17 protein-coding genes are annotated in these 17,304 nt (G+C 71.4%); 5 read left to right on the top strand and 12 right to left on the bottom strand.

What is annotated here, in order from left to right:
* Window position 1 precedes the first annotated feature (1 nt).
* The 5 genes from ACNYS0_RS38975 to ACNYS0_RS38955 all read right to left on the bottom strand — a co-directional run bounded on the left by ACNYS0_RS38975 (window position 2) and on the right by ACNYS0_RS38955 (window position 5,844).
* Window positions 2–781 carry an SDR family NAD(P)-dependent oxidoreductase gene (locus ACNYS0_RS38975; protein ID WP_422480962.1) on the bottom strand — a complete coding sequence of 260 codons (780 nt, stop codon included), beginning with the start codon at window positions 779–781 and terminating at the stop codon, window positions 2–4.
* Window positions 778–2,121 (bottom strand): L-fuconate dehydratase, encoded by a 1,344-nt coding sequence (locus ACNYS0_RS38970; protein ID WP_422480960.1) that lies wholly within the window; start codon window positions 2,119–2,121, stop codon window positions 778–780. Before ACNYS0_RS38970 ends, ACNYS0_RS38975 begins: the two co-directional genes overlap by 4 nt.
* A gap of 36 nt (window positions 2,122–2,157) precedes the next feature.
* Window positions 2,158–3,114 (bottom strand): ABC transporter permease, encoded by a 957-nt coding sequence (locus ACNYS0_RS38965; RefSeq protein ID WP_422482887.1) that lies wholly within the window; start codon window positions 3,112–3,114, stop codon window positions 2,158–2,160.
* Window positions 3,115–3,205: 91 nt separating this feature from the next.
* Window positions 3,206–4,738, bottom strand: coding sequence for a sugar ABC transporter ATP-binding protein (locus ACNYS0_RS38960; RefSeq protein ID WP_422480958.1), 1,533 nt, complete (start codon window positions 4,736–4,738; stop codon window positions 3,206–3,208).
* Window positions 4,735–5,844: a sugar ABC transporter substrate-binding protein gene (locus ACNYS0_RS38955; RefSeq protein WP_422482886.1), complete on the bottom strand. Its 1,110-nt coding sequence runs from the start codon at window positions 5,842–5,844 to the stop codon at window positions 4,735–4,737. The genes ACNYS0_RS38960 and ACNYS0_RS38955 overlap by 4 nt, the downstream gene beginning before the upstream one ends.
* A 222-nt stretch (window positions 5,845–6,066) precedes the next feature.
* On the opposite strand from ACNYS0_RS38955, the gene ACNYS0_RS38950 reads away from it, so the two are divergent.
* The gene (locus ACNYS0_RS38950; protein ID WP_422480956.1) at window positions 6,067–6,750 is read left to right on the top strand and encodes a FadR/GntR family transcriptional regulator; all 684 of its coding nucleotides are present in this window, start codon (window positions 6,067–6,069) and stop codon (window positions 6,748–6,750) included.
* 19 nt (window positions 6,751–6,769) lie between these two features.
* On the opposite strand, the gene ACNYS0_RS38945 is transcribed toward ACNYS0_RS38950, so the two are convergent.
* Complete coding sequence (locus ACNYS0_RS38945; protein WP_422480954.1) at window positions 6,770–7,102, bottom strand: hypothetical protein; 333 nt, start codon at window positions 7,100–7,102, stop codon at window positions 6,770–6,772.
* 302 nt (window positions 7,103–7,404) lie between these two features.
* Complete coding sequence (locus ACNYS0_RS38940; protein WP_422480952.1) at window positions 7,405–8,100, bottom strand: TetR/AcrR family transcriptional regulator; 696 nt, start codon at window positions 8,098–8,100, stop codon at window positions 7,405–7,407.
* A 154-nt stretch (window positions 8,101–8,254) separates the two neighbouring features.
* Between ACNYS0_RS38940 and ACNYS0_RS38935 the strand changes: the two genes are divergently transcribed.
* Entirely contained in the window at window positions 8,255–9,736 is a 1,482-nt protein-coding gene (locus ACNYS0_RS38935; RefSeq protein ID WP_422480950.1) for an APC family permease, read from the top strand.
* Between the two features lie 42 nt (window positions 9,737–9,778).
* Complete coding sequence (locus tag ACNYS0_RS38930) at window positions 9,779–11,437, top strand: amidohydrolase (RefSeq protein WP_422480948.1); 1,659 nt, start codon at window positions 9,779–9,781, stop codon at window positions 11,435–11,437.
* Window positions 11,438–11,499: 62 nt separating this feature from the next.
* Here the strand turns inward: ACNYS0_RS38930 and ACNYS0_RS38925 are convergent, their stop codons facing one another.
* The 4 genes from ACNYS0_RS38925 to ACNYS0_RS38910 all read right to left on the bottom strand — a co-directional run bounded on the left by ACNYS0_RS38925 (window position 11,500) and on the right by ACNYS0_RS38910 (window position 14,177).
* A complete protein-coding gene (locus tag ACNYS0_RS38925) occupies window positions 11,500–11,676 on the bottom strand; it encodes a hypothetical protein (protein ID WP_267072111.1) in 177 nt (58 codons plus the stop codon).
* 469 nt (window positions 11,677–12,145) lie between these two features.
* A complete protein-coding gene (locus ACNYS0_RS38920; protein ID WP_422480946.1) occupies window positions 12,146–12,988 on the bottom strand; it encodes a cytochrome c biogenesis CcdA family protein in 843 nt (280 codons plus the stop codon).
* The gene (locus ACNYS0_RS38915) at window positions 12,985–13,749 is read right to left on the bottom strand and encodes a DsbA family protein (protein ID WP_422480944.1); all 765 of its coding nucleotides are present in this window, start codon (window positions 13,747–13,749) and stop codon (window positions 12,985–12,987) included. Before ACNYS0_RS38915 ends, ACNYS0_RS38920 begins: the two co-directional genes overlap by 4 nt.
* Before the next feature lie 59 nt (window positions 13,750–13,808).
* Window positions 13,809–14,177, bottom strand: coding sequence for a hypothetical protein (locus tag ACNYS0_RS38910; RefSeq protein ID WP_422480942.1), 369 nt, complete (start codon window positions 14,175–14,177; stop codon window positions 13,809–13,811).
* Window positions 14,178–14,307: 130 nt separating this feature from the next.
* Between ACNYS0_RS38910 and ACNYS0_RS38905 the strand changes: the two genes are divergently transcribed.
* The gene (locus ACNYS0_RS38905; protein ID WP_422480940.1) at window positions 14,308–14,871 is read left to right on the top strand and encodes an HD domain-containing protein; all 564 of its coding nucleotides are present in this window, start codon (window positions 14,308–14,310) and stop codon (window positions 14,869–14,871) included.
* Window positions 14,872–14,951: 80 nt separating this feature from the next.
* Complete coding sequence (locus ACNYS0_RS38900; protein WP_422480938.1) at window positions 14,952–15,800, top strand: SDR family oxidoreductase; 849 nt, start codon at window positions 14,952–14,954, stop codon at window positions 15,798–15,800.
* Here the strand turns inward: ACNYS0_RS38900 and ACNYS0_RS38895 are convergent.
* Window positions 15,779–17,293 (bottom strand): SDR family NAD(P)-dependent oxidoreductase, encoded by a 1,515-nt coding sequence (locus ACNYS0_RS38895; RefSeq protein ID WP_422480936.1) that lies wholly within the window; start codon window positions 17,291–17,293, stop codon window positions 15,779–15,781. The genes ACNYS0_RS38900 and ACNYS0_RS38895 overlap by 22 nt on opposite strands.
* Between the last annotated feature and the right edge of the window lie 11 nt (window positions 17,294–17,304).

The following is a 17,304-nucleotide window of genomic DNA, read 5'->3' as shown; positions in this document are numbered from 1 at the left end:
GTCACTGGTCCACGGGGCGAAGGCGCAGCCCCTGCATGCCGCCGTCCACGGCGATGGACGTGCCGGTCGTCGCGCCGGACAGCGGGCTCGCCAAGTGGGCTATGGCGCCCGCGACTTCGGCGGCGGAGACCAGGCGCCCGGTGGGCTGGCGGGCTTCGAGGGCGGCGCGTTCGGCGGCCGGGTCGTCGGCCTTGTCGAGGAGCCGGCCGACCCAGGGGGTGTCGGCGGTGCCGGGGTTCACGCAGTTGACGCGGATGCCCTCGCGGATGTGGTCGGCGGCCATGGCGAGCGTGAGGGAGAGGACGGCACCCTTGGACGCCGCGTACAGGGCCCGCTGCGGGAGTCCCGCCGTGGCGGCGATGGAGCAGGTGTTGACGATCGCGGCGTGCGCGGAGTCCCTCAGCGCGGGGAGCGCGGCCCGTGCCACGCGGACCATCCCGACGACGTTGACGTCGAGGACGCGGTGCCATTCGGCGTCGTCGTTGTCGGCGACGGTGCCCTGGGCGCCGATGCCCGCGTTGTTGACGAGTACGTCGAGTCCGCCCAGGTCGCCGACGGCCGCGGCCACGGCGGCCCGCACGGCGGCGTCGTCGGTGACATCGGCGGCGTACCCGCGCAGCGGCTTCTCCACGTCGGTGATGTCCCGGTCGAGCACGGCGACGTCGGCGCCGCGCGCGGCGAGCAGCTCGGCGGTGGCCCGGCCGATGCCGGAGGCGCCGCCGGTGACGAGGGCCTTCAGGCCGGCGAAGTCCTGAACACTGCGGACAGGGGTGTCGCTCATGCGGCGGCTCCGTTCGGTTCGGTGGCGAGGTCACGCGCCCAGAACTCGCCGTCCGGGTAGGTGAATTCGGCGATGGACGAGGCGTGCATGGTGGCGGAGAAGCCGGGGGCGGTCGGGGCGGCGTAGTGGCCCTTGCGGACGACGACCGGGTCGACGAAGTGTTCGTGCAGATGGTCGACGTACTCGATGACGCGGTCCTCGGTGGTGCCGGACAGCGCGACGTAGTCGAACATCGACAGGTGCTGGACGAGTTCGCACAGGCCGACGCCGCCCGCGTGCGGGCACACGGGGACGCCGAACTTCGCGGCGAGCAGCAGGATCGCCAGGTTCTCGTTGACACCGCCGACGCGCGCGGCGTCGATCTGAAGGACGTCGATGGCACCGGCCTGGAGGAGCTGCTTGAACACGACGCGGTTCTGCACGTGTTCGCCGGTGGCGACCTTCACCGGGGCGACACCCTCACGGATGGCCGCGTGGCCCAGGATGTCGTCGGGGCTGGTGGGCTCCTCCACCCAGTAGGGCGCGAACTCGGCCAGCGCGTTGGTCCATTGGACGGCGTCGCCGACGTTCCAGCGCTGGTTGGCGTCGACGGCCATGCGGATGTCGGGGCCGACGACCGCGCGGGCGGTGCGGCAGCGGCGGATGTCGTCTTCGAGGTCGGCGCCGACCTTCAGCTTGATCTGGGTGAAGCCGTCGGCGACGGCCTGCCGGGCGAGGCGGGTGAGCTTCTCGTCGCTGTAGCCGAGCCAGCCGGGCGAGGTGGTGTAGCCGGGATAGCCGCGCTCGACGAGGCGCGCGGTGCGGTCGGCGGCGCCCTGCCGCCCCGCCTCCAGCAGCTCCAGTGCCTCTTCGGGGGTGAGCGCGTCGGCGATGTAGCGGAAGTCGACCTGGGACACCAGCCACGCGGGGTCCGCCTCGGCGAGCAGCCGCCACAGCGGCTTGGCGGCACGCTTGGCGGCGAGGTCCCAGGCGGCGTTGACGACGGCGCCGATCGCCATGTGCATCACGCCCTTCTCGGGCCCGAGCCACCGCAGTTGGCTGTCGCCGATCAGGTCGCGATTGAGACTTCCCGGGTCGGCGCACAGCACGTCGAGCGGTCGGCCCACGACGTGCTGGCTCAGCGCGCGGATCGCGGCGACCTGCACGTCGTTGCCGCGTCCGATGGTGAAGGTGAAGCCGTGCCCCTCGTGCCCGTCCGGGTCGTCGGTGCGCAGCACGACGTACGCGGCGGAGTAGTCGGGATCCGGGTTCATGGCGTCGGAGCCGTCCAGCTCCCTGGAGGTCGGGAACCGGATGTCGTACGTGTCGACGGCGGTGACACGGGGCGGAGTGGAAGACACGTGCTGCCTTTCGGGCGGGGGCGTGGTCGGGCGGTGTCAGTCCTGGGCGCGGCCGGTGGTGACACGGGCGACCATGAGGGCGAGCAGGATGATCCCGCCGTAGATGGCCTGGATCCAGAAGGACGGCACCTGGGCGAGGGTCAGCATGTTCTGCACGACACCGAGCAGCAGTACGCCGGTCAGGGCGCCGAACATGGTGCCCTTGCCGCCGTCCAGGCTGATGCCTCCGATGACCGCGGCGGCGAACACCGTGAAGATCATGTTGTTGCCCTGGTTGGCGCTGATGGCACCCACGTATCCGGTCTGCATGATGCCTCCGACGGAGGCGAGGACACCCGCGACCACGAAGACACCGAGCATGACGCGCTCGACGCGGATTCCGGCGGCGCGCGCGGCCTCGGCGTTGCCGCCGATCGCGTACAGGGCGCGGCCCACACGGTGGTACTTGAGGACGAGCCCCGCGATCCCGAACGCGACGGCGGCGAACCACACCGACATCGGGATGCGCAGGAACGTGGAGGTGGCGAGCGCGAAGAACGCGTCGGGCATCCCGAACAGCGTCTTGCCCTTGGTGGCTCCGACGAGCAGCCCGCGCAGCACGATCAGCATCGCGAGCGTCACGATGAACGCGTTGAGCTTCAGCTTGACGACGAGCACACCGTTGAAGGCGCCGATGCACGCCCCGGCCACGAGTACCGCCAACAGCGAGACGGCGACGGGGAATTCGGTCCCGAACCCGGACTGCGCGACGGGCAGCACGAGCAGTGCGCCGAAGGCGGGCGCGATACCGACGACCGATTCGAGCGACAGGTCGAACTTTCCGCTGATGAGCACGAGCGACTCGGCGAGCACCACCATCGCGAGGGCGGCGGAGGAGCCGAGGATGGAGATGATGTTCTGCTCGGTCAGGAACGAGTCGTTGAGCACGGCCCCGAGGATCAGGAGCAGCAACAGGGCGGGCACGAGGGCGAGTTCGCGTGCGCGGCGCAACAGGACGTTCTTGGCGCTTTCAAGCCCCTGCGGCGTTTGAGCAGCGGGGTCCGGGGCGGAGCCCCGAGGCCTGGGCACCGGAGTGACCGCAACCTTACGGGTGGACGTCACTGGAAACCCCCTCGATCGACGCGATCAACGCATGGTCGGCCCACCCCGCCGCGTGTTCCGCGACGACGCGTCCGTGGAACAGCACAAGCACCCGGTCGCAGCGCCGCAGATCGTCGAGCTCGTCCGAGACGACGAGGACCGCCGTACCGTCGTCGCGCGCGCTGTCGACCCTCCTCAGCAGCGACTCCTTCGACTTCACATCGACGCCGGCGGTCGGGTTGATGAGCACGAGCAGCCGCGGGTCGGAGGCCAGCGCACGGGCCATCACCACCTTCTGCGCGTTGCCGCCGGAGAGGTCGGACACCGGCTGGTCGGGCCCCTCCGCATGGATGTCGAGCCGCTCGATCAGCTCACGGGCGAACCGCCGGCGGTTCTCGGTGCCGATGAATCCGTGCCGGCCGAGCCGCCCGAGCACCGACAGCGTGGAGTTGTCGCCGATGGACATCCCGGTGACGAGGCCCTGGTCGTGCCGGTCGCGCGGCACGCACCCCACACCCGCGGCGAGCGCGGCGGACACGTCCCCGAAGGGCAGCGGGCGCCCGTCGAGCCGGGCGGTGCCGGAGGTGGGCGTGTGCAGCCCGGCGAGGGACTCCGCGAGGGCGATCTTGCCGCTGCCGCTGGAGCCCGCGAGCCCGAGGACCTCTCCGCGCCGCACGGTCAGGTCCACGTCCTCGTACGTCTCCGAGGCGAGGCCCGCGACCTCGAGCACGACGGGCTCGACGGCCTCCTCGGCCGCCTGCTCGACGACCGCCTCGGCAGCTGCCGCCGCCTGTTCCGCGACCGCCTCCCCCGCCATGGCCTCGACGAGGGCGGGCCGGGGCAGTTCGGCGACCGGGGCGGTGGTGATCCAGCGGGCGTCGCGGAGCACGGTGACCGTCTGGCACACCTCGTACACCTCCTGGAGGTGGTGCGAGATGAACAGGAAGGTGACGCCGGAGTCCTGGAGGGCGCGCATGCGGGCGAAGAGGCGCTCGATCTCGCGGTTGTCGAGCTGTGCGGTCGGCTCGTCGAGCACGATGAAACGGGCGCCGCCGCTCAACGCCCGCGCGATCTCGACCATTTGCCGGTCCTCGACCTTGAGGTCGGCGGTGCGCGCGCCGGGGTCGACGCGGACGTCCCAGGTGTCGAGCAGTTCGCGGGCCTCGGCGTCGAGCCTCTTCCAGCTGAAGAAGCCGCGCCGGGCGCCCGGCTGCCGGTTCAGGAACAGGTTCTCCGCGACGGTCAACTCGGGTATGACGGTGGGCTTTTGGTAGACGCAGGCGACCTTGGCGCGCCACGCCTCGCGGTCGCCGAGCGGCGGCGCGGGCTCCCCGTCGAAGGTGAGCGTGCCCGCGTCGGCGGCCTGAAGGCCGGTGAGGATCTGGACGAGCGTGGACTTGCCCGCGCCGTTGCGCCCGACGAGCGCGTGGGACTCGCCCGCGTGCACGGTGAGCCGGCCGTCGGCGAGGGCGACCGTGGGCCCGTAGCGCTTGACGATGCCGCGGGCCTCGACCAAGGGCGGGGTGGCGGCGCTCACTTGACCGTGTTTCCCCACAGCTCGGGGTCGTCGACGTTCTTCTTGGTGACCAGCGGGGCGGGCAGCTGGTCCTCCAGGGTGCCGCTGGGCAGCTTCACGATCTTCGAGCCGTGGTCGGTCGGTCCCGGCTCGAACTTCTTCCCCTGCATCGCGGCCTTGATGTAGTACATGCCGTACTTGGCGTAGGTGTCGGCGGGCTGCGAGACCGTCGCGTCGATCTGGCCCTTGCGGATGGCGTCGAACTCCTGCGGGATGCCGTCGTTCGACACGATCGTGATGTGCTTGGCGGACCCCGCCTTCTCCAGCATTCCCTTGGACTTGAGGGTCTGGAGGGTCGGCGCGAGATAGACGCCGCCCGCCTGCATGTAGATGCCCTTGATGTCGGGGTTGGCGTTCAGGAGGGTGTCGAGCTTGGAGGCGGCGGTGTCGGACTCCCACTTCGCGGGGATCTCCAGGACCTTGAGCTTCGGGTACTCCTTCTTCACGCAGTCCCGGAAGGCCTTGGACCGCTCGCGCCCGTTCACGGAGGCGAGGTCACCCATGATCTGGACGACCTTTCCGGACTTCACGTGGTCGCCGAGGTAGGCGCAGGCCTTCTTGCCGTACGCGACGTTGTTGGCGCGGACGACCATGGCGACCTTGCCCTTGTCGGGCGCGACGTCCACGGCGACGACCGGGACGCCCTTGCGCTCCGCCTGGTCGAGTCCCGCGCCGATGGCGGCGCTGTCGAGGGGCGCCACGACGAGGCCCTTCACGCCCTGGTTGAGCTGGTTGTTGATGTCCGTGATCTGCTGCGAGGGGTCGCTGTTGGAATTGACGGTCTTCAGCGCGTCGACACCCTCGGACTTCGCCATCTTCGGCACGTAGTCGTTGTACGACTGCCAGAACGGCGAGGTCAGCAGCGGCAGGACGACGCCCACCTTGCCCTTGCCGTCGCCGCCTCCACCGCCGCCACCACCCGCTCCCGCCGCGGTGTCCTTGGTGCTGCCGCAGGCGGCGAGGGCGAGCGCGGCGCAGCCGAGCAGGGCGACCGCGCTCAGCCCTCGCCTCCGGGAACTCCGGGCGCGCGCCGCCCCGTTCCCCCTGGTCGTCCCCTTCGAGTCCATCGTGGTGCCAGTCATCGGACTGCTCCTCGGCTCCTGAAGTCATGGGCACGGCCGGTCTCCACCCCTCCGGATCCGGCCCGCGCCGAGATATTTATCAGACCACTTCGGCGCCCCAACACCCTTCGTACCCAAGTTTTCTCGGTATTTACTGGTGCCGGTGCGCGGAAGAGGTCCGACTTTCCTGGTAGTGGTCCGACCACCTGGCTGGTTACACTGCGCGGCATGCAGAAGGCCACCGTCACCCAGCGGGCCATTGAACAGCTCAAGGCGATGATCGGCAGCGGAGAGCTGCAACCGGGTCAACGGCTGCCCACAGAGCGGGATCTGGCGACACAGCTGGGCATCTCGCGCAGTTCCATGCGGGAGGCGATCCGGGCGCTCACGGTGCTGGGCGCCCTGGAGGCGCGGCACGGATCAGGCATCTACGTCACGCAGTTGGAGGCCGGCGACCTCCTGGAGACGTTCGGGGTGGTCGCCGACCTGTCGCGGGGACCCGGCCTCGTGGAGCTCCTGGAGGTGCGCCGCATCCTGGAGTCGACGGCCACGGCGCTCGCTGCCGCACGCATCACACGGGCCCAACTGGACGATGTGGCGGACCACTTGGCGGCGATGGAGGCGACCGACGACCCGGAGGAGATCCTCTCCCACGACCTGGCGTTCCACCGGACGATCGCCGCGGCCGCGGGCAACGACACGATGGCGGCGATCCTGGAGGGCCTGTCCTCCCGGACGTTCCGGGCCCGCGTGTGGCGCGGTTACGAGCAGGAGGGCGCCTTCGAGCGCACCCGCCGTGAGCACGCCCGTATCCTTCGCGCCCTGACCGCCCACGACCCGGAGGCCGCGCGGGCCGCTGCCGCGGCGCATGTCGGTGAGGTGGAGGAGTGGCTGCGGGGGCAGTTGGACTGACGCCCCCGCGCCGGCGAGCTCACGAGGTGGCCACCCGCAGGGTGTCGATCTCGTCCCATCCATGCTGGGCCAGCCGCTCGGCGAGGGCGAGTTCGGGCCCTGCCACCAGACACAGGCACTGGGGCGGGTTCAGGTGACGCGCGAGCGCCACAAAGGTTTCCAGCACGCTGTTGGCGAGGTAATCCACGCGCCTGAGATCAACGGTGATCTCTTCGGTCATCTGAGCATGTTCGGTCACGGCAACCGTCAGGGGCGCCTTGTGCGCTCCGACGACTTCGCCGTACAGGCGCACGCCCGCGCTCTGTCGAAGGGGAGCGATCAGGAGGAGTTCGTCTACGAAGAAGCCAGGCATGGGGCGCCCCAAGCGGAGTGCACTGCTCGTGGAGCGGGGTGGCCGACCGCGGTCGGAACGATCCACGCGGCGAGCAGTTCTGTGATGCGGGTCGGATTCCCGCGATAAGCAGCCGCTGGCGTGGGGAGGCCTTCCATCTGGCCCGAAGGTCGCCGGAAGTGCTGCGCCGCGCTGACGGCGCGCATATTCCACGGACTCCTGAACAGGCTACTCGCGCGCGCCCCGGATGGACAGCTTGTCTGTACGTTCATTCCTCCTGGCCGTGACCACGCTCGCCACAGGCGTAAGCCCTTGCCGCATCCTCACTCCGACGCCGCCACCTCCACCGCCGTGAGCAGCAGTTCCAGCGCCACCTCGAACGAGCTCCCCGCCATCAACGGCAAGTACTCCCGCGCCGCCCCGAGTTGAGGGTGTGATTCCGCCGGCAGGTTCGCGTACTCCCCCGTCCACGCCCGGTCGTCCGCCTCCCGCCGCTCCGCGGGCAGTGCCAAGTACGCGGCGTCCAGGGCCGCGTGGCCCAGGACGGTGTCCACGAAGGCGGAGTAGTGACGCACCGCGTCCTCCGCTCCGAAACCGGCGCGTCTGAGCAGGCCGATGCCCGCGTCGACGGCCCGGAACTCGTGCGCGCGCCGCGTCACCCGGTACGCCGCGAGCGCCGCCACCCGCGGGTGCGCGCGATACCCGCGGTGGATGCGCATGCCGAACTCGCGCAGCCCGTCGCGCCAGGCCATCCGCCCGGGCTCGAAGCCGTCCATGGCCTCGCCGATGATCCGGTCGGAGACGGCGAGCAGCAGGTCGTCCGTGCTGTGGAAGTAGCGGTACAGGGCGCTCGGATCGCAGCCCAGTGCCGCGCCGAGGCGGCGCACGCTCAGCGCGTCGGGGCCGTGCTGCCCGACCAGGCGCAACGCACAGTCGACGATCACGTCCTCGGACAGCAGCACCCCCGACTTCGTCGGCTTGCGGCGCCGCCGCTCCACCGGGATCCGCCCTTCGGTCATGGCCGCTCTCCCTCCCTCGCCCAGCGCTTCCGGCTTATGACAACACCATTGACGCAAGCTGACAAGGCCGATTTGATCGCGATCACCGCATCGCGATCACCGCCCCTCACGCACCTTTCTCTCCCCTGCCTCCCCTGCCGTCAGGAGATCGATCATGAGAAGCGAACCACCGGGCCTGCGCCGCTCCCTCGGCGTCGTCGACGGCATCGCCATCGCCGCGTCCAGCACCGCCGCGACCACCAGCATCGGCATCGGGATGGGGTCCCTGGCCGCGACGGTCGGGCTGCACGCGCCGGCGGTCCTGCTGGTGGCGTTCCTGCCGATCCTGGGGATCGCGGTGGCCTACGCGCGCCTGAACCGGCAGGAGCCGAACATGGGCAGCGGCTACGTCTGGGTGGGCCGCTCGCTGGGTCCCTGGCTGGGCTTCCTCACTGGCTGGGTCACCCTCGTCGGCACACTGGTCTTCATGGCGTACACGAGCGCGGTGACGGGCTCGGTCTTCCTCCAGTTCGCCAACAAGGCCGATCTGCACACCCTGTTCGGGCTCGGCCTCGATCCGAACTCGACGGCTCTCTCGACCGTCGTCGGCCTGCTCGTCCTCACCGCCGTCACCGTCACCGCGGTCACCGGCGTCCGCAAGGCGACCCGCCTCCAGGCGTGGCTGCTCGTCTTCGAATACGCCGTGCTGCTCGGCTTCTGCGGCTGGTCCCTGGTCACCGGCCCGCACGCCTTCCAGTGGTCGTGGTTCAACCCCTTCGACATCCATGACGGCACGGCCTTCGCACAGGGGCTGGTCCTCGCGGTGTTCTTCTACTGGGGCTGGGACGCCGCGTTCACCGTCACCGAGGAGACGAAGGACGTCCGGGACGCGGGGCGCGGCGGACTGATCGCCCTGTTCGCGATGCTCGGCCTCTTCCTCTACGGTTCCGTGGCCTTCCAGCGCGAGATGTCACTGCCCGAACTGGTCGAGCAGGGCCCCCAGGCCCTCACCTATCTCGGCGCGAAGCTCGCCGACGAGCCGGTGGCCAGCCTGCCGCTGCTCGCGCTGCTCTTCTCGGCGGTCGCGTCCCTCCAGGCCAGTGTGATCCCGACGGCGCGCGGACTGCTCGCGATGGGCCGGGACCGCACGATGGGGCAGATCTGGACGCGGGTGAGCCCCCGTTACGGTTCCCCGGCCGCAGGCACCGTCGTCGTGATGTCGATCGCGGCGGCGGTCGCCCTGCTCGCCCTGGCGATACCGAAGCTGAACGAGATGATCCTCGCCGCCGTGAACTCCATAGGGCTCACCGTCGCCCTCTACTACGGCCTCACGGCCCTCGCCTGCGCGGTCCGCTTCCGCTCGCTGCTGCGCACCGCGCCCCGGGAGGCGGTGCGGGCGGTCCTCGTGCCCGGACTCAGCGCCCTCGCGCTGCTCGGCATCGGGGCGTACCTGGCGTACTCCTACGCGACGATGAGCGACCACTTCGTACTGTCACCGGACAACGGCTGGTTCATGCTGGCGGTGCCCGCGACCATCGTCCTGACCGGCCTGGCGATGGCCGCCGTCGCCAAGTTCGGGCGCCGCTCCCCGTACTTCGGGACCGGGCGCGGCACGGACGCCGACGCCATCGAACTGGCCGGGCCGACGGCCAACTGACCACACCCCGTAACACCCTTACCTGCACTAGGAGTTGAGACCATGTCCGCACCCGCCGACCTCGTCCTCACCGGCGGTCCCGTCCACACCGGCTCGCCCTCCCGCTCACGCGCCACGACCGTCGCGGTGCGGGGCGAGCGGATCGTCGCCGTCGGCCACGACGAGGTGCGCGAGTTCATCGGCCCGCGCACCGAAGTGGTCGACCTGGCGGGGAAGTTGCTGGTCCCCGGCTTCCAGGACGCGCACGCGCACCCCGTCGGGGCGGGCATGGAGATGGGCCAGTGCGACCTGAGCGGCTCGACGACGCTCGCCGAGTACCGGGAGCGGATCGCCGCGTACGCGAGCGCGCACCCGGACGTCGAGTGGATCACCGGGGGCGGCTGGGCGATGGAGGCGTTCCCGGGCGGCCTGCCGACGGCTGCCGAGCTGGACGCCCTGGTGCCGGACCGGCCGGTGTACCTGGTCAACCGCGACCACCACGGCGCCTGGGTCAACTCGCGCGCCCTGCGGGCCGCCGGGATCGACGCCCGCACCCCCGACCCGTCGGACGGGCGCATCGAGCGCGAGGCGGACGGCACGCCGACGGGGATGCTCCAGGAGGGCGCCGCGAACCTCGTCGGACGGCTGCTCCCGCCGGTCACCCGCGAGGAGAGGATCGCGGGCTTGCTCCGCGCCCAGGAGCACCTGCACTCCCTCGGCGTCACGGCCTGGCAGGACGCCATCCTCGGCGATCACGCCAACCTGACCGACCCCACGGACGCATACCTGGCGTGCGCCGAGGACGGGCGGCTCACCGCGCGTGTCGTGGGCGCGCTGTGGTGGGACCGGGCGCGCGGCACCGAGCAGATCGAGGAACTCCTCGCGCGGCGCACGGCCGGGACCCGTGGCCGGCTCCGCTCGACGACCGTGAAGATCATGCAGGACGGGGTCGCGGAGAACGGCACGGCGGCGCTGCTCGGCCCGTATCTCGACGGCTGCGGCTGCCGCTCGGACAACAGCGGGATCAGCTTCGTACCGCCCGAGGCGCTGAAGAAGTACGTGACCGAACTGGACGCGCACGGATTCCAGGTGCACTTCCACGCGCTCGGCGACCGGGCCGTCCGTGAGGCACTCGATGCCGTCGAAGCGGCACGGGAGGCCAATGGCTGGACGGACACCCGCCCGCACCTCGCGCATCTCCAGGTGGTGCACCCCGACGACATCGGCCGCTTCCGGGAGCTGGGCGCGACGGCGAACATGCAGGCGCTGTGGGCGGCGCACGAGCCGCAGATGGACGACCTGACGATCCCGTTCCTGGGGACGGAGCGCTCGGCGCGGCAGTACCCGTTCGCGTCGCTCCTGCGGGCCGGGGCGACGCTCGCGGCGGGCAGCGACTGGCCGGTGAGCAGCCCGGACCCCTTGCAGGGGATCCATGTGGCGGTGAACCGGGTGCTGACGGACGCGCCCGCCGGGACGCCGGTGTTCCTTCCGGAACAGCGGATCGGGCTTGCGGACGCGCTGACCGCGTACACCTCCGGCAGCGCGTACGTGAACCATCTCGACGCGGAGACCGGGGTGATCGCGGCGGGTTACCTGGCGGACCTCACCGTCCTGAACCGGGACCCGTTCGCCGGCCCGCCGGAGGAGATCGGTTCGACGAGGGTCACCCAGACATTCGTGGGAGGCCAGCGGGTCTATCTTTCAAGCCCCGCCGGCGATTGAGGCGCGGGGCCCGGGGCAGAGCCCCGCGACCCCAGCCACGGCACGGCGCAACCGGACCCGGTTCAATCCACGCTGGGCAGAATGTGCGGCTCCGCCAAATCGTCCTCGTACCCCGCGAGGCGGATCGGCGCCGACCTCGCCCAGACATCGAGACTGCCGAGCTTCTCCGGCCTGCGCCGGCCGGCCCGCTCGGCCCGGTCCTTGGGGCTCTGTTCGCGATTCGTCTTCTCTGGTGTCACCGCGCACTCCTTGTGTGTCGGGTAACCCGCTCCGGCGGCCTGACCCAGCGTCGCGCGGGGTCCGGCGCCCGATGGGCTTGTGTAGAGGGCCAGTTCGGGCGCGGTGGCGCCGGTTGTCGCTGGTGGGGTCGGCCGTGGTTCTCGGTCTCGCCCTGTACGGCCACCATGGGTCAAGGTGTCGGACCCACTTGCGGTAACCGTGCGGCTACAGCCTAACCATATGAGCGGGGGCCCGCTCACTGGGGCTGAAATCTCTGGGTCTTTCGGAGGTCGCCTGGCGTTCATTCAGCCACGGCCACCGGGTCCGGCGCGACAGGTTTTCGCTCGTACGGGGGCACTTCAGGACATCGCGGCGTGTCGCCGCGCGGTGGCGACACGGCCCGAAGCGTCGTCCGGGGCCGGCGGGGCGTGTGGGGCGGGGGCGGCCGACGCGGGAGATTGGCGTCAACTCGCCCCCTGCCCGCGCACGCTATTCGCCCTCGACCGGCACGCTCTCCGCGCGCCCGCGCAGGGCCCGTACGACGAAGTACGCACCCACCAGCACGACGGCCACGACGGGGACGAGCAGGTCCGGCACCCGGTCCCCCATGCCCCGCGCCCACTGCTCGGCGGCGAACGAGTTGTCGACGTCGAGGAGTCCGGGCAGCGCCGTCGTCCCGTCGAAGACGAGGAACAGCGTGCCGAGCGCCAGGAAGAACAGTCCGGACGCGAGCGACGTCGAGTGCGTCTCGAACCGGCCGATCCGGACCGGGCGGCCGCGGAGCCACCGCTTCTTGCCGAGGTCGAAGCGTTCCCACAACAGGGCGAGCAGGAACAGTGGCACCGCCATGCCCAGGGCGTACACGGCGAGCAGCGCCCCGCCGTACACCGGGTGTCCGCCCAGTGCCGCGACCGTCAGGACGCTGCCGAGGATCGGTCCCGCACAGAAACCGGCGAGGCCGTAGACCGCCCCGAGCGCGTACACCGAGACCGCGTTGGTGGGGCGGATACGGCCGGAAAGCTCCGACATGCGGCGCGAGGCGAAGCCGCGTCCGGCGATTTGCAGCACCCCGAGCGCGATGATCAGCCAGCCGCCGACGGAGACCAGCAGATCGCGGTTGCCGTAGAAGAAGCGGCCCGCGTACGAGCCGGCGGCGCCGAGCGGGACCAGAGTGGTGGCGAGCCCCAGGTAGAAGACGCCGGTGCGGGCGACGAGCCGGGTCGGGCTGTCGATGGAGTACGCGAAGAACGCGGGCAGCAACAGCGCGCTGCACGGGCTGAGCAGCGCGAGCAGGCCGCCGAGGAACGCCGCGAAGTAGCCGATGTCGCTCACTTGCCGCCGCCGGACTCCGGGGCGGACTGGGCCTTCGCCGCCTCGATGGCCTGCTCGAACGCGGCCTCGGGCTGGGCGCCCGCGATGGGCTGCCCGTTGATGAGGAACGACGGCGTGGAGGTGGCGCCGAGCGCGTACGCCTCGTCGCTGTCCTGCTTCACCGCGGCCTGCGCCGCCTTGCCCTCGCGGTCGGTGCGGAACCGGTCGAGGTCCTTCACCCCGGCCTCGCGGGCGAGCGCGTCGAGGCGGTCGGCGCCGAAGCCCTTGTCCTTGGCGCCGTCGGCGTAGGCCGCCTTGTGGAACTGCCAGAAGCGGCCCTGCTCCCCGGCCGCCCAGGCGGCGCGCGCGGCGGACTGCGAGTCGGCGCCGAAGATCGGGAAGTTGCGCCACTCGATGCGCAGCGTGCCGTCGTCGACGTACTTCTTCACCAGGTCGGGCTCGGTGTCGCGGGCGAACTTGCCGCAGTAGCCGCATTTGAAGTCGGCGTATTCGATGAGGACCACGGGCGCGTCGGCACGGCCCTGCGCGAGCGGGTCCTTGGCGTCGCGCCGGGCCAGCTTGGTGAGCTTGTCGGTCAGCTCGTCGTTGGCCTCGGCACCGTCCGCCTGCTGATCGGACACGTCCGCCACGTCGGTACGGGCCTCGGGCCTGGTCGCGGTGTACGAGACGGTGCCGAGGAGGATCGCGGCCACCGCGACCGCGGCGGCGATGGCGGCGGAGCGGCGCTGCTTGGTGCGGGTGGTGGTGGTGTTCTTGGGCATGACGAAGTAGTCCTTGCGTGCGTGGGGAATGCGTGATGACGGGTGGGGCGGGGCGTCATCTACACGCGCAGGACGGACAGTTCGACCGGGGTGGGCGGATCGTTGGGCGGCGGCGGGCCGCGGCCCGCCGGGGTCGGCGGCACGATGCCGGTGAGCGGCGCGGTGACGCCGTGCCCGTGCGCGTACGCGAGCGGGGCGAGCAGTTCGTGGGCGCTCGTGCCGCGCGAGGGCACACCCTGACGGCTGTCGGGGGCGTGCTGACCCTGCGGGTCGCAGTCGGTCGTGCCGCCGGGCGCCGACACCTGCTGCACGGACGCGAGGGCCGGGGCCGGTTTCACGGGCGCGCCGCCGAAGTCGCCGCCCCATGCCGCGCCCACCACGGTGACCAGGAGGGTCACCAGGAGAGCAGGGAGGGTGAGGCGGCGCATGCGGGCAATTCTGCACCATGGGTGAAAAGGGACAGCGTTCACGTCCCGTTGACCGGTGGGTCGGCTGGTCCTCGGTTCGCCATGGTCTGCTTCCGGGCAGGCTGCGGAAGAGCTTCGGGAGGAGTCGTCCATGGAACGCGTCGAACTGCGCACCGTCGAGGAACTGATGGCCTCGTTGAACGCCTGCCGGGGCGCCTGGGACACCCCGGACCGCAGCGGTGACCCGGTCGATCTGCACGATCACGCGCTCCAGACGGCGGCGCTGCTGCGCCGCTCCCGGCCCAGCGACAAGGAGTTGCAGGTCGCGGGGCTCGTCCACGACCTCGGGCATCTGCTGTGCCCGGGCGACGACGCGGGGCACGCGGACCGGGCGGCGGACGCGGTGCGCGGGCTGCTCGGCGAGCGGGTGGCCCAGCTCGTCCGGCTCCATGTGCCGGCGAAGCGGTATCTGGCGACGACCGAGCCGGGGCGCGGCCTGTCCGCGCAGAGCGCGCTGACGCTGGGCGTTCAGGGCGGGCCGATGACGCCGTGGGAGGTGGCGGCGTTCGAGGCGGACCCGCACGCCGAGGACGCGGTGACGCTGCGGCAGGCGGACGACGCGGGCAAGGTCGTGGGCCTGGACGCGGGGGTCCTGGAGGACTGGCGCCCGGTCCTCGAACTCGTGGCGGCCGCGAACGCGTCGTACGTGCGCTAGCCCCACCTCTACAAACGGCCCACGAACCGTGCACGGCTGACACATCGTCACGCACGAGCCGCCCATGAGACCGTACGCCCATGGCTGCGTCCTCGATGGCTCCCACGGATCACCCGCGTGTGCTCGACGGCAGGGCGGCCGTCGTGACCGGTGCCTCGCGCGGCATCGGCCGCGCGATCGCGGAGGAACTCGCCGACTGCGGCGCCCTGCTGTGCGTGACCGCCCGGGATCCGCACGGGGTGCGGGAGGCCGTCGCGGCGCTGCGGGCGCGCGGCGCGCAAGCCGTGGGGGTGCCCGGCTCCGTGGCCGATCCGGCGCATCTGTGGGAGGTGACGGAGCGGACGATGGCGGAGTTCGGACGGGTCGACATCGTCGTGAACAACGCCGCGACCAACCAGCCGTACGGCCCGCTCATGGACGCAGATCCGGACGCCTGGCGCACGGCGTTCACGGTGAACGTCGAGGCGCCGCTGCGGCTTGTGCAGTGCGCGTGGCGGGCGTGGATGGGCGAGCACGGCGGCGCCGTCGTCAATGTGTGCACGGAGGGCGCGGGCCATGTCGGCCCGAACGTCGGCGCGTACGGCACCAGCAAGGCGGCGCTTTTGCACCTGACCGCTCAACTGGCGGGCGAGATGGGCCCGTTGGTGCGGGTGAACTCCGTCTCCCCCGGCCTGGTGCGCACCGAGATGGCCCGCTTCGTATGGGAGCGGGCCGAGGAGTCGGTGGCGGCGGGGCTTCCGGCCGGGCGGATCGGGGAGCCGGAGGACGTGGCGCGCGCGGTGCGCTGGCTGGTGTCGGACGAGGCGTCCTGGATCACCGGCGCCGATCTCCTGGTGGACGGCGGCACGCGGGTGCGCGCCGCGTCAGCGGGCGGCGCCGCGAACGACGCCGTCCACCAGCGGCTGCGTCACCACTTGCCGGGCTCGTAGTCCTTCAGGAAGACGCCGTACACGTCGTCGCCGGCCTCGCCGCGCACGACGGGGTCGTAGACGCGGGCCGCGCCGTCGACCAGGTCGAGCGGGGCGTGGAAGCCCTCCTCGGCGAGGCGCAGCTTGTCGTAGTGCGGGCGCTCGTCGGTGATCCAGCCGGTGTCGACGGAGGTCATGAGGATGCCGTCGGCCTGGAACATCTCCTGCGCGCTGGTGCGGGTCACCATGTTCATCGCGGCCTTGGCGGCGTTGGTGTTCGGGTGGCCCGCGCCCTTGTAGCCGCGGCCGAACACGCCCTCCATCGCCGAGACGTTCACGACGTACGCGCGTCCGCTCTCCGCCTTCTTCGCGGCGTCGGACATGGCCGGGCGCAGCGCGCTGATCAGGATGAACGGCGACGTGTAGTTGCACAGCTGGGTCTCGAGGAGCTCGACCGGGGAGATCTGGTCGATGGTCTGCACCCAGGTGTTGGACTCGACGACGTCGGGGACGAGGCCGCCCGCGTCGATCGCGGAGCCGTCGAGGTGCCGCTCGACGCTCGCGTTGCCCGCGACCAGCGCGAGGTCGGCGACCTTCTGGGCGTCGATGCCGCTGGTGCCGAGGGGCAGCGCCTGGATGCCGTCGACGGAGCCCGAGTTGAAGGCGCCGATGACGGTGTGCGGCGGCAGCTCGCCCGCGGGCAGCGGCGCGCTCTCGCCGTCGACGAGGGCGGCGTAGGCGGAGGGCAGCCGGCGCACGGTCTGCGTCGCGTTGTTGATGAGGATGTCGAGCGGGCCCGCGGCGGACACCTGCTCGGCGAGGGCGACGGCCTGGCCCGGGTCGCGCAGGTCGATGCCGACGACCTCGAGGCGGTGGATCCAGTCCGCCGAGTCCTCCATCGCCTTGAAGCGGCGGATGGCGTCCTTGGGGAACCGGGTGGTGATCGTGGTGTGCGCGCCGTCGCGCAGCAGGCGCAGCGCGATGTACATGCCGATCTTGGCGCGGCCGCCGGTGAGCAGGGCGCGCTTGCCGGAGAGGTCGGCGCGGGCGTCGCGCTTGGTGCGGTTCAGGCGGGCGCAGTCGGGACAGAGCTGGTGGTAGAAGTAGTCGACTTCCACGTACCGGGTCTTGCAGGTGTAGCAGGAGCGGGGGCGCTGGAGTATCCCGGCGAGCCGCCCCTCCTCGGTCTGCGAGGACGGCAGGATGCCCTCGGTCTCGTCGTCGATGCGCTGCGCGGACCCGGTCGCCGTCGCCTCGGTGACCGCCTTGTCGTGGGCGGTCTTGGCGGCGCGGCGCTCCTGGCGGCGGCGCTGCTTCACGGTCCGGTAGATGCCGGCGGTGGCGCGGCGGACGGTGATCGCGTCGGGGTGGTCGACGTCGATCTCGTCGAGCTCCTCCAGCACGCTGAGGCAGACGGCGAGCCGCTCGGGGTCGATGCCGGGGCCGTAGACGACGTCGCCGTTCTCGCCGGCCCCCGTGCCGTCGGCGGGCTTGTTGTCCTCTGTCACGGTCATCGCCGCTGCTG

This window comes from Streptomyces anthophorae (assembly GCF_049310305.1).
Classification (GTDB): Bacteria; Actinomycetota; Actinomycetes; order Streptomycetales; family Streptomycetaceae; genus Streptomyces.
The sequence above is the reverse complement of the archived record's forward strand: the minus strand, read 5'-3'. Positions and strand labels throughout refer to the sequence as shown.

Excerpts from the sequence above, each read along its gene's own strand:
- ACNYS0_RS38940 (WP_422480952.1), bottom strand. The coding sequence starts at position 8,100 with ATGACCGAAGGGCGGATCCCGGTGGAGCGGCGGCGCCGCAAGCCGACG.
- ACNYS0_RS38975 (WP_422480962.1), bottom strand. The coding sequence starts at position 781 with ATGAGCGACACCCCTGTCCGCAGTGTTCAGGACTTCGCCGGCCTGAAG.
- ACNYS0_RS38905 (WP_422480940.1), top strand. The coding sequence starts at position 14,308 with ATGGAACGCGTCGAACTGCGCACCGTCGAGGAACTGATGGCCTCGTTG.
- ACNYS0_RS38895 (WP_422480936.1), bottom strand. The coding sequence starts at position 17,293 with ATGACCGTGACAGAGGACAACAAGCCCGCCGACGGCACGGGGGCCGGC.
- ACNYS0_RS38955 (WP_422482886.1), bottom strand. The coding sequence starts at position 5,844 with ATGGACTCGAAGGGGACGACCAGGGGGAACGGGGCGGCGCGCGCCCGG.
- ACNYS0_RS38945 (WP_422480954.1), bottom strand. The coding sequence starts at position 7,102 with ATGCCTGGCTTCTTCGTAGACGAACTCCTCCTGATCGCTCCCCTTCGA.
- ACNYS0_RS38950 (WP_422480956.1), top strand. The coding sequence starts at position 6,067 with ATGCAGAAGGCCACCGTCACCCAGCGGGCCATTGAACAGCTCAAGGCG.
- ACNYS0_RS38915 (WP_422480944.1), bottom strand. The coding sequence starts at position 13,749 with ATGCCCAAGAACACCACCACCACCCGCACCAAGCAGCGCCGCTCCGCC.
- ACNYS0_RS38900 (WP_422480938.1), top strand. The coding sequence starts at position 14,952 with ATGGCTGCGTCCTCGATGGCTCCCACGGATCACCCGCGTGTGCTCGAC.
- ACNYS0_RS38910 (WP_422480942.1), bottom strand. The coding sequence starts at position 14,177 with ATGCGCCGCCTCACCCTCCCTGCTCTCCTGGTGACCCTCCTGGTCACC.
- ACNYS0_RS38935 (WP_422480950.1), top strand. The coding sequence starts at position 8,255 with ATGAGAAGCGAACCACCGGGCCTGCGCCGCTCCCTCGGCGTCGTCGAC.
- ACNYS0_RS38930 (WP_422480948.1), top strand. The coding sequence starts at position 9,779 with ATGTCCGCACCCGCCGACCTCGTCCTCACCGGCGGTCCCGTCCACACC.